This is a genomic window from Tenacibaculum piscium (assembly GCF_021390715.1).
GTDB classification, from domain to species: domain Bacteria; phylum Bacteroidota; class Bacteroidia; order Flavobacteriales; family Flavobacteriaceae; genus Polaribacter; species Polaribacter piscius.
On sequence record NZ_JAJGWT010000006.1, the window covers coordinates 22273 to 35422 of the forward strand.

Annotated in this window: 16 protein-coding genes; 7 read left to right on the forward strand and 9 right to left on the reverse strand. The window is 30.8% G+C overall.

The features are described 5' to 3' along the window. Positions 1–91 precede the first annotated feature (91 nt). The gene (locus L0U77_RS07315) at positions 92–556 is read left to right on the forward strand and encodes a regulatory protein RecX (protein WP_233897899.1); all 465 of its coding nucleotides are present in this window, start codon (positions 92–94) and stop codon (positions 554–556) included. Positions 557–563: 7 nt separating this feature from the next. Here L0U77_RS07315 and L0U77_RS07320 read toward each other — a convergent pair whose 3' ends face one another. Then, on the reverse strand, positions 564–1085 hold the full coding sequence (locus L0U77_RS07320; protein WP_233897898.1) for a hypothetical protein: 522 nt from the start codon (positions 1083–1085) through the stop codon (positions 564–566). Positions 1086–1202: 117 nt separating this feature from the next. On the opposite strand from L0U77_RS07320, the gene L0U77_RS07325 reads away from it, so the two are divergent. Both L0U77_RS07325 and L0U77_RS07330 read left to right on the forward strand, forming a co-directional pair. Then, positions 1203–1793, forward strand: a complete 591-nt coding sequence (locus tag L0U77_RS07325; protein ID WP_233897897.1) for a thioredoxin family protein — start codon at positions 1203–1205, stop codon at positions 1791–1793. A gap of 38 nt (positions 1794–1831) precedes the next feature. Then, the gene (locus tag L0U77_RS07330; RefSeq protein ID WP_233884599.1) at positions 1832–2326 is read left to right on the forward strand and encodes an ABC transporter ATPase; all 495 of its coding nucleotides are present in this window, start codon (positions 1832–1834) and stop codon (positions 2324–2326) included. A gap of 75 nt (positions 2327–2401) precedes the next feature. Here L0U77_RS07330 and truB read toward each other — a convergent pair whose 3' ends face one another. From truB to L0U77_RS07350, 4 genes are read right to left on the reverse strand one after another with little or no spacing between them, the layout of a single operon-like run. Then, entirely contained in the window at positions 2402–3094 is a 693-nt protein-coding gene (truB, locus tag L0U77_RS07335) for a tRNA pseudouridine(55) synthase TruB (RefSeq protein WP_101917770.1), read from the reverse strand. A 24-nt stretch (positions 3095–3118) separates the two neighbouring features. Continuing rightward, entirely contained in the window at positions 3119–3913 is a 795-nt protein-coding gene (locus tag L0U77_RS07340) for an undecaprenyl-diphosphate phosphatase (protein WP_233897896.1), read from the reverse strand. 2 nt (positions 3914–3915) lie between these two features. Continuing rightward, a complete protein-coding gene (locus tag L0U77_RS07345; RefSeq protein ID WP_233884594.1) occupies positions 3916–4182 on the reverse strand; it encodes a DUF3098 domain-containing protein in 267 nt (88 codons plus the stop codon). A 7-nt stretch (positions 4183–4189) separates the two neighbouring features. Then, on the reverse strand, positions 4190–5068 hold the full coding sequence (locus L0U77_RS07350; RefSeq protein WP_101917767.1) for a cell division protein FtsX: 879 nt from the start codon (positions 5066–5068) through the stop codon (positions 4190–4192). Positions 5069–5247: 179 nt separating this feature from the next. Between L0U77_RS07350 and rbfA the strand changes: the two genes are divergently transcribed. Both rbfA and L0U77_RS07360 read left to right on the forward strand, forming a co-directional pair. Beyond that, positions 5248–5643, forward strand: coding sequence for a 30S ribosome-binding factor RbfA (gene rbfA / locus L0U77_RS07355; protein WP_101917766.1), 396 nt, complete (start codon positions 5248–5250; stop codon positions 5641–5643). 49 nt (positions 5644–5692) lie between these two features. Continuing rightward, positions 5693–6895, forward strand: a complete 1203-nt coding sequence (locus L0U77_RS07360; RefSeq protein WP_233897895.1) for an ABC transporter permease — start codon at positions 5693–5695, stop codon at positions 6893–6895. Between the two features lie 90 nt (positions 6896–6985). Here L0U77_RS07360 and L0U77_RS07365 read toward each other — a convergent pair whose 3' ends face one another. The 3 genes from L0U77_RS07365 to L0U77_RS07375 all read right to left on the reverse strand — a co-directional run bounded on the left by L0U77_RS07365 (position 6986) and on the right by L0U77_RS07375 (position 9209). Beyond that, positions 6986–7381, reverse strand: a complete 396-nt coding sequence (locus L0U77_RS07365; protein ID WP_233897894.1) for a hypothetical protein — start codon at positions 7379–7381, stop codon at positions 6986–6988. Positions 7382–7545: 164 nt separating this feature from the next. Then, complete coding sequence (gene dusB / locus L0U77_RS07370) at positions 7546–8547, reverse strand: tRNA dihydrouridine synthase DusB (RefSeq protein WP_233900961.1); 1002 nt, start codon at positions 8545–8547, stop codon at positions 7546–7548. Positions 8548–8558: 11 nt separating this feature from the next. Further along, positions 8559–9209, reverse strand: a complete 651-nt coding sequence (locus tag L0U77_RS07375) for a hypothetical protein (RefSeq protein WP_233897892.1) — start codon at positions 9207–9209, stop codon at positions 8559–8561. 158 nt (positions 9210–9367) lie between these two features. On the opposite strand from L0U77_RS07375, the gene lepA reads away from it, so the two are divergent. Continuing rightward, positions 9368–11164, forward strand: a complete 1797-nt coding sequence (gene lepA / locus L0U77_RS07380; RefSeq protein WP_233884574.1) for a translation elongation factor 4 — start codon at positions 9368–9370, stop codon at positions 11162–11164. Positions 11165–11256: 92 nt separating this feature from the next. Here lepA and L0U77_RS07385 read toward each other — a convergent pair whose 3' ends face one another. Continuing rightward, on the reverse strand, positions 11257–11955 hold the full coding sequence (locus L0U77_RS07385) for a zinc metallopeptidase (protein WP_193700081.1): 699 nt from the start codon (positions 11953–11955) through the stop codon (positions 11257–11259). Positions 11956–12071: 116 nt separating this feature from the next. On the opposite strand from L0U77_RS07385, the gene L0U77_RS07390 reads away from it, so the two are divergent. Further along, positions 12072–13118, forward strand: coding sequence for an asparaginase (locus L0U77_RS07390; RefSeq protein ID WP_233884567.1), 1047 nt, complete (start codon positions 12072–12074; stop codon positions 13116–13118). Positions 13119–13150: the final 32 nt, after the last annotated feature.

Here is a 13150-nt window from a genome sequence, read left to right on the forward strand (position 1 = left end):
GAAATATAATTTTTCAACTCTCTTTTTTTAGGTATTATTTTAATGTTATTTTGAATTTTAATATTTTGTCAATATTTTTAGATAAATTTATATGGATAAACAAGGTTTTACAGTGAAAGAAATACAACGAAAATTAGAATTTTATTGTGTATATCAAGACCGTTGTCATAAAGAAGTGGAAGCAAAATTAAAAGAATATAATGCTGTTCCTGAAGTTCGAGAACTGATTTTGTTGAGTTTACTAAAAGATAATTTTTTAAACGAAGAGCGTTTTGCTAAAAGTTTTGCAAGAGGGAAATTTCGTATAAAAAAATGGGGAAAAAATAGAATTGTAAGAGAGTTAAAATTTAGAGATATTTCTCCATATAATATAAAAACGGCTTTAAAAGAAATCGATGAACAAGAATATATCACTACATTATATGCTTTGGTTACTAAAAAAAATAACGTAATTTCTGAAACAAATAGCTTTAAAAGAAACAAAAAAATTGCCGATTATCTGTTATATCGAGGTTTTGAAAGCCATTTAATATATGAAGCCATAAACGCACTTTAAATTCTTTTTAAAATTGAAATAGACTATCTAAATTAATTTCTTCGTTAAATTGTTTTTGCGTGTATACGGTATTTATTTTATTATTGATACTTCCAAAAAGTAACAGTATTTTAGCGACTTCAATATTTATCTCCCTTGAACTAATTGCAGGAATATATGTCATATCAGCAAGTCGTAAAACTTCATTTTCAAAAACATTCATACGCGCTTTAAAAGCAGGCGTTTTAAGTGTTTCAATTGCTAAACTATCTTTTAAATTTTTAGTCAGTTCTTTTAATTCTATCGCATTATTTAAAGCTTCGGTAGGTGTCGTTTGTTCTAATTGTTTGAGCAAATCAGCAATAATAAAATACTCTTCCCAGTCTTTTATTTCTTTAATAGCGTTTTTGTTTAATTGAACATATTTTAAATGTTTAACGCTACCATTCATGCCTGTTTTTTCAACAAGTGTATTTTTTGTAGTTCCTTCTTTTTTACAAGAAAAAATCATCAATATAAAAGAAAGTGAGAAATATAAAAGGTGTTTCATCAACATAAAATTAAAACCATAAAAATACAATTTTTAGCAATGTAACTTACATTACGAACAATTTAAATAGAAAGAAATATCTTTGTAATATCTTTGTAAAATAAATAATTTATCAAAATGAAAGAAGTGATAGCAAATAGTTTAGCAAAAGGAATTTCATATCATGAATATCGAGATTTAGTGAAAAATTTGCTAGAAAAAGGCAAATCAACTGGTGAAAATCAATCCGAGGAATTGTTAAATTACAGTGTGTTAAACGATAAACGAATGAAACGTTTGGATAAAACCATCAAATTAACTGATGAGGTTTTAGCAAAAATAAAAACAGTGAAAGCACCACAAACTTGGTTGGTTTTATCTGAAAGTTGGTGTGGCGATGCCGCGCAAAATTTACCTGTTATCCATAAAATGGCATCAGAAAATGAACAAATTCAATTAAAAATAGTGTTAAGAGATGAAAATCTAGCTTTAATGGACGCTTTTTTAACCAATGGAGGACGCTCAATTCCGAAATTAATTGCCTTAGATACCAATAATGAAGTCATCGGAACTTGGGGTCCAAGACCTGAAATTGCGACCAAAATGGTTGCCGATTACAAAAAAGAACACGGAGCATTAGATGCAGAATTTAAAGAATCGTTACAGGTTTGGTACAATAAAAATAAAGGCGTAAATCTTCAAGAAAATCTTATGTCGTTGTTAAAATAACATTTCTGTATCTTTGCACTTTAAAACCAGCAATCGTTATGTTAGTCAATTTTAATACGTTATCCGAAGAAGCAAAAGTTTGGATTTATCCCTGTAATAGAAAATTTTATCCACAAGAAATTGAAGGATTAAATGAGCAATTAAAAACATTTATCGAAGGTTGGAAATCGGATGATGAAAATTTTAAAGCCTCTTTTGAAATAAAGTATAATCGATTTATTATTTTTTCAGCAGATGAAAATTCAGTGTTATCAAATGCCGATATTGATACCCAAGTTGGTTTTATTCTACAATTACAAGCGCAGTATGAAGTGGAATTATTAGATAGAATGAATGTATGTTTTAAGCAAGGCGAATACACGCAATATAAAGAATTAAAGGACTTTAAACAGTTAATTAAAAATAAAGCGGTAACGGAAAAAACAATTGTTTTTGATAATTTAATTGAAACAAAACAAGAATTAGAAAATCATTGGGAAGTACCAATTTCTGAAAGTTGGTACAGTCGATTTTTAAAGAAAAAGAAAGCGTAATTTTCGCTTTTTTTAACTTTTTTGATAAAATAAAAACTCGAATCGCTAATTAAAATAGCCATTCGAGTTTTTTAATTATTCTGATAAATTTGCTATAAATTCATCAATACTTACGGCGTTATTTACATGAAAATCACCAATTTTAGTTCTTCTTAATGCTGATAAATGTGCGCCAGAATTTAAAGCAATTCCGAAATCATATGCTAAAGAACGAATATAAGTTCCTTTACTACAAACAACTCTAAAATCAAGATTATTGCCATCAATTTTAGTGATTTCAAAAACAGGAATCGTAATTTCTCGTGTTTTAATTTCGGTAGTTTCTCCTTTTCTTGCTAATTCATATAAGCGTACACCTTCTTTTTTGATGGCTGAAAAAATAGGCGGTTTTTGTTGAATTATGCCCGTAAATTGTTGGGTCGTTTTGTGAATTAATGCTTCAGAAATATGTTCGGTAGCAAAAGTTTCATTTATTTCGGTTTCTAAATCATAACTAGGCGTTGTTGCTCCTAAGGTGATTGTTCCCGTATATTCTTTTATTTGCGCTTGATATTGGTCAATAATTTTGGTTTTTTTACCCGTGCAAAGTATCAGTAAACCTGTTGCTAACGGATCTAAAGTTCCAGCGTGCCCAACTTTTATTTTTTTGATGTTAAAGCGTTGTTTTATATGCCAACGCAATTTATTAACGACCTGAAAAGAGGTCCATTCTAAGGGTTTATCAATTAATAAAACGTGTCCATTTTGATAATCTTCTAGTGTTTTCATACTTAAAAATAATTTGAAAAAAAATTAAAAGAATAAAGAATATCCAATAGCGATTATCCCGACAACAGCACAATATATTGAAAAATAAGATAATTTACTTTTTTTAACTAAAGCAATCATCCAGTTACAGGCAACTAAACCTGAAAGGAAAGCCGCAATAAAACCTGCAGATATTGGTATGATTTCCGAAGATTGAAAATTAATATCGCCACCAAGAAAATCTTTTGCTATTTTTCCAAAGATAAGTGGAACGACCATTAAAAATGAAAATCGAGCTGCTTTACTACGATCAATTCCTAATAAAACCGAAGTTGAAATCGTGGCTCCAGAACGAGAAATTCCAGGTAACATCGCAATTGCTTGCGAAATCCCGATAATTAATGAATTACTAAATGAAACTTCTTTATTGGTGTTTTTTGCTTTATCGGCAAATAATAATAAAACAGCGGTAACTAATAACATAACTCCTACAAGTAATATTTTTCCGCCAAAAAAAGATGCTAATTGTTTTTCAAATACTAATCCAATAATTACTGCTGGAAGCATCGAAATAATAATTTTTAAAGAAAATTTAAGTTCATCATTCCATTTAAATTGAAATAATCCACTGAAAATTTCAGCAACTTCTTTTCTGAAAACAACCAACGTACTTAATGCTGTTGCAAAATGTAAAACGACTGTAAAAGTTAAACTTTCTTCAGGTATAGAGGTATCACCTAAAATGGCTTTTGCCAGTTCTAAATGTCCGCTGGATGATACAGGTAAAAATTCGGTAAGCCCTTGGATAATACCAAGGATAATAGCTTCTAATAAATTCATGCTTATTTTTTAGGGTTGGCTAAAATAGCATAAATTTCAATACCCAACCCGATAATTACCAATGTTGGTGCAAAACGAATTCTACGCCAGCTGTAAATCTCGGCATTAAAAATAGCTGGATCGTCGCTTCCGCCACCTGCCATCAAAATAAATCCGAAGGCAATAATAGCCAAACCAAGCAACATGATACTATAATTTTTTTTACCAAATAAAAATACTGGTTTTTGGGCTGATTTTAAATCCTGTTTTGAAAGAGTCTCTTTTTTCATGAAAATTTTAGTAATATAAATCGTTTGTTCGTAAGTTTAAAAAACGCTGTGTGGCAAAAAAAGTGCTTATCCACGTAATGAAAAAAGCGGTAGATAACACGCCAATACCAATGTAAATTAAAGAAATATAATCAGTTAATAAACCTAAACTAGGAATTTTTTTATCAAGATAATAAATTACAATTGCCAAACCAGATAAAGCAATAATAGCACCTAAAAATCCTAATTTTATACTTTGCCAAATAAATGGTTTTCGGATAAAACTTTTCGTTGCGCCCACCATTTGCATCGTTTTTATATTAAATCGTTTCGAATAAATTGATAATCGAATAGAACTATTAATCAAAAGAATGACAATTAAACCTAAAAAACCACTTAAAACTAATAACCAAAAACTAATTCGCTGAATATTTTCGGTAAGTAATTCAACCAACGGTTTGTCATAATTTATTTCTGCAACAAGCTTATTTTTATCAAACTGTTTCTTGATAATATCCATTTTTTCAGGCGTTACGAAATCAGCTTTTAAATAAATATCAATCCCGTTTTTAAGTGGATTATCGCCTAAAAATTGTAAAAAATCTTCGCCTAAATCTTCTTTATAAATTTTAGCAGCTTCGGCTTTTGTAACGTATACTATTTTATTGGTGTACGCTTCTTTCTCAAGGGTTTCTTGAAATTTTTTGATATCTTTTTTAGCAACATCATCATTTAAAAAGAGTGTCATTACTACTTTTTCTTTAAAATGATTGGCTACTTTGGTCGATTTGAGAAGCATCAACCCTAAAACTCCCATCATAAATAACACTAAAGCGATACTAATCACGACAGAAATATACGAAGATTGTAAACGACGTTTTTGAAAAGATTCAAAAGAGTTAGACATTTAAAGGTGTTTTAAATAAAAAATTTTAGACTTTGCAAGATACAAATATTTTGTGAAATTTTGTAAAATTTTATAGCAGTAATATCAAAAATAACAAATGAAAATAAGGCATTTTTAGCCTTTTTTAACTGATGAAAAATAAAATTTACACTCCGTAATTTTATCCTTAAATTTGCCACATGGAAGAAACGAATAGACAACGGAAAATTGCAGGAGTTTTGCAAGAAGATTTAGTAGATGTGTTGCAACGTGCAGCACAAGATGGAATGAAAGGTGTAATTATATCGGTATCAAAAGTTTCGGTAACCGCCGATTTAGGAGTCGCTAAGGTATATTTAAGCGTTTTCCCTTCGGATAAAAGAGATGAAATCGTACAAGGAGTGGTGTCTAATACGCCATTAATTCGTCATGAATTAGCAAAACGTACTAGAAATCAATTAAGAAGAATGCCAGAATTATTGTTTTTTGGAGACGATAGTTTAGACTATATTGAAGAAATAGACAAATCGTTAAAAGGTGAAGATGTAGATCCAATTCAAAATCCAGATGTATTGCCACGTCGTCAAAAACGTTAAGTAAGTTTTACATACTTTGACTCTTATGATTCTTAAAATTTATTAAAACTTGAAATTTTCCTTATACATCGCTAAAAGATACCTGTTTTCAAAAACAAGCACCAACGCTATAAATATTATTACATTTATAGCAGTTTTTGGAGTTGTTGTTGGGGCTTTGGCGTTGTTTGTGATTTTATCAGGCTTTTCAGGATTACGAACCTTTAGCGATTCGATGTTAAATGCCTCTGATCCTGATATCAAAATAACGAGCGCACAAGGGAAATCATTTAAGTACTCTGATACTGTTCATCAAAAATTAATCGAGCATTCAGAAATAAAAACAGTTTCAAAAGTTATTGAAGAGCGAGTGTTTTTAAAATATAAAGATAAAAGTCAAGTAGCTTATATTAAGGGAGTTGATGATGATTATAACGGCATAATTTCGGTTGATTCACTTTTAACTGTTGGTACTTGGCTAGATGCTACCTATAAAAATACAGCGGTTATTGGCTACGGAATTTCGTATAAATTATCCTTAAGCGTGTTAAATTTTGGGGAACCACTGCAAATTTTAGTACCAAAACCTGGTAAGGGATTTATAAATGTCAATAATGCTTTTCGGTCAGTATCGACACAGGTTATCGGGGCGTATTCAGGTTCAGAAGAATTTCAGAATAAATACGTTTTTACAGAATTATCTTTAGCGCAAGAGTTGTTAAATTATGATGAAAATCAAATTTCAGGGATTGAATTAAAACTACAACCAACTGTTGATTTAGATGATTTTCAACAGAAATTACAACAAAATTTAGGTACAAATTTTGAAGTAAAAACCAGAGCGCAATTAAATGCGTTGTATTATAAAGTAATTAATACCGAAAATTTTATTTCGTATTTAATTTTCACTTTGATAATTGCCATTGCGTTATTTAATGTAATCGGTTCTATTATTATGATGATTATTGATAAGCGAAAAAATCTAAAAACGCTCTATAATTTAGGCGCTAGTATTGAGGAAATAAAAAAGATATTTGTCTTACAAGGTTTTTTATTGACGCTTGTAGGAATGTTTATCGGTCTTATTTTAGGTGTTTTATTAGTGATAATTCAGCAGCGTTACGAACTTTTTATGATTACTCAAAATTTAGCGTATCCTGTAGAATTTAGATGGACAAATTTATTAGTTGTTATGTTTACAATTTCAATATTAGGCTATATTTCAGCAAAAATTGCGAGTTCGAGAATATCGAAAGCTTTTATTGAGAGGTAAAAATTTATAAATTTAGTGTATAAAATAGCATTAAAAAATCCTCACATATTTTTGAAATAGGGGAGGATTGATAGTTTCTCTTTTTGATTTTTATTTTCTGAGTTTTCTCTGCTGTTTTCTTTCTAATTTTCGTTTTCTTTTAGCAGCTTTTTTTTGTTTTTTTAAATACTGATGATGTGCATTTACGGTCTTATTATTAATACGTCCTGTTACTTGAACATCATAGCCAAGAGATTTTAATTTCTCTTGATATTTTTTTAATTTGATTTTATCTTGTTCACATTTTACAAGTTCTTTTTTTGATTTTTCTTGCTTAACTTTTGAACATTTAACCTCTTTCCATTCAATTTTTTTGTCATACTCAAAACATCGTTCGTAGCATATTCCTGGTTTTGCGTTTCGAGGTAAATTAGAATTTTGAGCTTTTACTTGCATATTGAAGGCTAAAAAAGCGAGTAGTGTAATTATAAATTGCAATTTTTTCATTTTTCTTATTTTTTTTTAAAGATATAAATTTCTTCTAAATTAGAAAATAAAAGCGAAGTAAATACACAAATTAAGGAAGCTTGTAAAAATGGGGGAACACACAGATTCGCTCCTACGATTATTAATGTAGGGGCAGACCTATGTGTCTGCCCCTTTTTGATTTATTACCTAATATCAGGAATAATCATATTTCCAAATTTTGCTTCCACTTCATCAAGAGCTTTAAAAACATCTTCTGGAGCATCCGAAGTAACCATTTTCATTCGATATTCTTTAAAATGTGGGATTCCTTTAAAATAATTGGTGTAATGTCTTCGTGTTTCAAAAACACCTAAAATAGGCCCTTTCCAATCGATTGCCATTTGCAAATGTCTTCGTGCCATTTCCACACGCTGTGCGATGGTTGGTTTTGCTAAATATTCACCTGTTTTAAAAAAGTGCTTTATTTCATTAAAAAACCACGGATAACCAATCGAAGCTCTTCCAATCATACAGCCATCTAAACCATAAACATCACGCATTCGCATTGCTTTTTCAGGAGTATCCACATCACCATTTCCAAACACAGGAATGTGCATTCTTGGGTTATTTTTCACCTCGGCAATTGGCGCCCAATTTGCTTCGCCTTTATACATTTGCGCACGGGTTCTTCCGTGGATAGAAATCGCTGCACAGCCAACATCTTGGAGGCGTTCGGCAACTTCTACAATTTTAATAGAAGCATCATCCCAGCCTAAACGAGTTTTAACGGTAATTGGTAAATTCGTATGTTTTACCATGGCTTCGGTTAGGGAAACCATTAAATCGATATCTTTTAAAATACCTGCGCCTGCGCCTTTTGAAACTACTTTTTTTACAGGACAACCGAAATTAATATCAATAATATCAGGGTTTGATTTTTCAACAATTGCTACGGATTGTAGCATCGATTCTAAATTTGCACCAAATATTTGAATCCCAACAGGACGTTCTTTTTCGTAAATATCTAATTTCATAACGCTTTTTGCCGCATCACGAATCAATCCTTCCGAAGAAATAAATTCAGTATAAACTACATCTGCACCATTTTCTTTGCATAAAGCTCTAAAAGGTGGATCACTCACATCTTCCATCGGCGCTAATAATAGCGGAAAATCAGGAAGTTCTATATTACCAATTTTTATCAAAATTTTATATTTTATTTACCTAATTCGGTTATTTTTTTCTCGTATAATTTTTTACTTTCTGTAACGGCAATATTTAATTCTTGCATAATTCCGTCCACTCTTTGTTCAATACTTTTCATCTGCCCGTTAATAGAATCGAAGGAATTTAGTGCTGCTGCAACTTCTAAAGCTTTTACAATTTCAACAGCATCAGTATGTAAAAGTCTTAATTTTTGTATTGCTTTTGAAGTGTTATTTAGCGTTGTATTATAATTCTTTTTTGCTTTATTGATAGCCGATAAAAGCGTAGTTTTAGTAGTAACATCGCTTAAACTATTGCTTTGTGTTTCCATCGCCATAAATAAATTGGAAGCCTTTGTTTTTAAGTCTTCAAATTCTTTATTAAGATTATTGACTTTTCTATTAACTTTTTCCCAATCGCCATAAACTCGGGCAAATTCTTTGTCTTCATTTTTGGCATCTTCTAACGCTAATTTTAAGGCTCCTAAAGAATTTAAACCTTTGGTGATTTTTTTGTTAGCGGTTTCTTTTTTGCTTTCGAAAGTAGAAACTTGTGATTTGAATTTTTCTTTCAAGCGAATTAAATCTTCAGGACTTCTATCTTTCCAACAAGAAGTTAATAGCAATAATAATCCAGCAAATAGCAGTGTTTTTTTAAACATCTATAAAAAATTTAAAATTTAATTGCTGCAAATATACAATAGAAGAAATAAAAAAAAATTGTGTAAAAATTAATATTTTTTAATGCATAAATTTTTAATTGTACAACGTTTTTCAATAAAGTATCTTTGTCAGTCATAAGAGGTTAGAAATACGACGAATGAAGAAAATTAGAAATTTTTGCATTATTGCACATATTGATCACGGTAAAAGTACACTTGCCGATAGATTATTAGATTATACAGGAGCTGTTACTGAAAGAGAAAAGAAATCACAGTTATTAGATAGCATGGATTTGGAGCGTGAACGTGGTATTACCATTAAATCACACGCCATTCAAATGGACTATACTTTTGAAGGCGAAGATTATATTCTAAATTTAATTGATACGCCTGGTCACGTAGATTTTTCGTATGAAGTATCTCGTTCGATTGCTGCTTGTGAAGGTGCATTGTTAATTGTTGATGCAGCACAAAGTATTCAGGCACAAACAATTTCTAATTTATATCTAGCCTTAGATAATGACTTAGAAATTATTCCAGTATTAAATAAAGTTGATTTACCATCGGCAAATCCTGAAGAAGTTACCGATGATATTGTTGATTTATTAGGCTGTGAACCAGAAGATGTAATTCACGCAAGTGGAAAAACAGGTTTTGGAGTTGATAAAATTTTAGAAGCAATCATTAATAAAATTCCTGCACCATCAGGAAATCCTGATGCACCTTTAAAAGCGTTAATTTTTGATTCTGTGTATAATTCTTACCGAGGAATTGAAACCTATTTTAGAGTAATTGATGGTTCTATTAAAAAGAATCAGCGTATTCAATTTATGTCAACAGGAACGGAATATAAAGCCGATGAAGTTGGTACTTTAAAGCTAGAACAAGTTGTTAAGCAAGAAGTGAAAACAGGAGATGTAGGCTATTTAATTACAGGAATTAAAGTGGCAAAAGAGGTAAAAGTAGGGGATACGATTACCGATTTTGAAAATCCAACAGAAAGTCTTATTGATGGTTTTGAAGATGTGAAGCCAATGGTTTTTGCAGGTATTTATCCTGTGGATACAGAGGATTACGAAGAATTGCGTAATTCAATGGAAAAATTACAATTAAATGATGCTTCTTTGGTATTTCAACCAGAAAGTTCAGCAGCATTAGGTTTTGGTTTTCGATGTGGGTTCTTAGGAATGTTACACATGGAAATTATCCAAGAACGTTTAGAACGTGAATTTAATATGACTGTAATTACGACCGTTCCCAACGTTTCTTATCACGCATATACCAAGAAAAATCCGACAGAAATAGTATTATTAAATAATCCGACAGATTTACCAGATCCGTCAAGATTAGAAAAAGTGGAAGAACCTTTTATTAAAGCAACAATTATTACAAAGTCTGACTTTGTTGGACAAGTAATGTCGCTTTGTATTGAAAAAAGAGGGGAAATAGTAAATCAAACCTATTTAACTACCGAAAGAGTTGAATTAACTTTTGATATGCCTTTAGCAGAAATCGTATTTGATTTTTACGATCGTTTAAAAACAGTTTCAAAAGGATATGCTTCTTTTGATTATTCGCCAATAGGAATGCGAACTTCAAAATTAGTTCGTGTTGATATTCTATTAAATGGACAACCTGTAGATGCACTTTCAGCCTTATTACATGCAGATAACGCCTATACAATCGGTAAAAAAATTGTAGAAAAATTAAAAGAATTAATCCCAAGACAGCAGTTTGATATTCCTATTCAGGCGGCAATTGGTGCGAAAATTATCGCTAGAGAAACGACTAAAGCGTTGCGTAAAGATGTAACGGCAAAATGTTATGGTGGAGATATTTCACGTAAACGTAAGTTATTAGAAAAGCAGAAAAAAGGTAAGAAAAGAATGCGTCAGGTTGGTAATGTAGAAATTCCTCAAGAAGCATTTATGGCTGTTTTAAAATTGAATGATTAATAAAATTATCAAAATAAAAGTAAAACTAAAAAGCACTCCTTATATAAGGAGTGCTTTTTCAGTTATACTAAATGCTAAAAGCATCTGCGATACTAATCTCTATTTCCTAGAATTTGTGATCCCCAATATAATAACATGGCTAAAGAACCTAAAGCGGCAATTAAATAGGTTCTTGCTGCCCATTTTAAAGCATCTTCAGAACCTGCTAATTCCTCTCGAGTTACGATGTGTTTATCTTCTAACCAAGCCAAGGCTCTGTTACTTGCATCATATTCAACAGGCAAAGTTACAAAACTGAATAAGGTACCAACTGCCATAAATACCAATCCTGCAACAGCGATATAAAAACCAATTCCTGTATTTCCAGAAGCGGCACCAAAGGCGATTCCACCAATAACCATCCATTGCGAATATTTAGAAGTAATATTTACCATCGGTACTAATTTTGAACGCATTTGTAAATATTGATATGCTCTAGCATGTTGCACAGCATGTCCAACTTCGTGCGCTGCCACGGCTGCTGAAGCGGCATTTCGTTGGTTATAAACACCTTCACTTAAATTAACCGTTTTATTCTGCGGATTGTAATGATCGGTAAGCATTCCTGGCGTAGAAATTACTTTTACGTCATTAATTCCGTGATCATCTAACATTTTTTGTGCTATTTCAGCCCCACTCATGCCATTTTTTAAATGAACTTGCGAGTATTTCTTAAATTTTCGTTTAAGCATATTGCTTACTAACCAGCTACATAGCGAAATAATTCCTATGAGTACATAAAATCCGATCATAAATTATGTTGTTTTAAAAGTTTGTATTGTTTTGTTTGATAAATTTACAACATAAATTATTCCATAATTAAATTATTTATCAAATAATATACTAAATTTAGTATAAAAGTGTCAAAATGTCAAAAAATAAAAAAAAACCTACAATTTTAATAGTGTATACAGGAGGAACTATTGGTATGGTTAAAGATTATAAAACAGGCGCTTTAAAAGCATTTGATTTTAGTCAAATATCTAGTAAAATTCCCGAATTACAACAATTGCATTGTGAAATTTCAACAATTTCATTTGAAGAACCTATTGATTCATCAAATATGAATGTGAATTATTATGTTGATATCGCTCAAATTATTGCCGATAATTATGATAAATTTGATGGTTTTGTAGTATTAACAGGTTCTGATACCATGTCATATACATCATCAGCAATTAGTTTTATGTTGGAGAATTTGCAAAAACCAGTGATTTTTACAGGTTCGCAATTACCAATCGGTGATTTACGAACAGATGCTAAAGAGAATTTAATTACTTCGATACAAGTAGCATCCACCTATAAAAAAGGAAAACCCGTAGTGCAAGAAGTTGGGCTGTATTTTGAATACAAATTATACCGAGCTAACAGAACTACCAAAATAAATGCCGAACAATTTGAAGCTTTTGCTTCGATGAATTATCCGCCTTTAGCGATAAGTGGCGTGCATTTAAATTTTGATTATCCAGTATTGCTTAAAACATCTAAAGAAAAAGAAGATAAACAACTTATCTTTAGAAAAAAATTAGATAATAATGTAGCAATTTTAAAATTATTTCCAGGAATAACAGCGTCAGTTGTGGAAAGTTTTATAAATATTCCGAATTTGAAAGGAATTATTCTAGAAACCTACGGATCAGGAAATGCCCCCACCGAAAAATGGTTTATAAATTTGATTGAAAAAGCAATATCGAAAGGAATTCATATTGTAAATGTAACGCAATGTGCTGGTGGAAGTGTTATTTTAGGGCATTATGAAACCAGTTCGGACCTAAAACGCATCGGAATTATTGACGGAAAAGACATTACCACAGAGACTGCCGTTGCTAAAATGATGTATTTATTAGGTGAAAAATTATCAAAAAAAGAATTTAAACATTATTTTGAAACATCGTTACGAGGGGAAATTAATTAAATGACATTTTTTTAACTAAATTTATGACGATA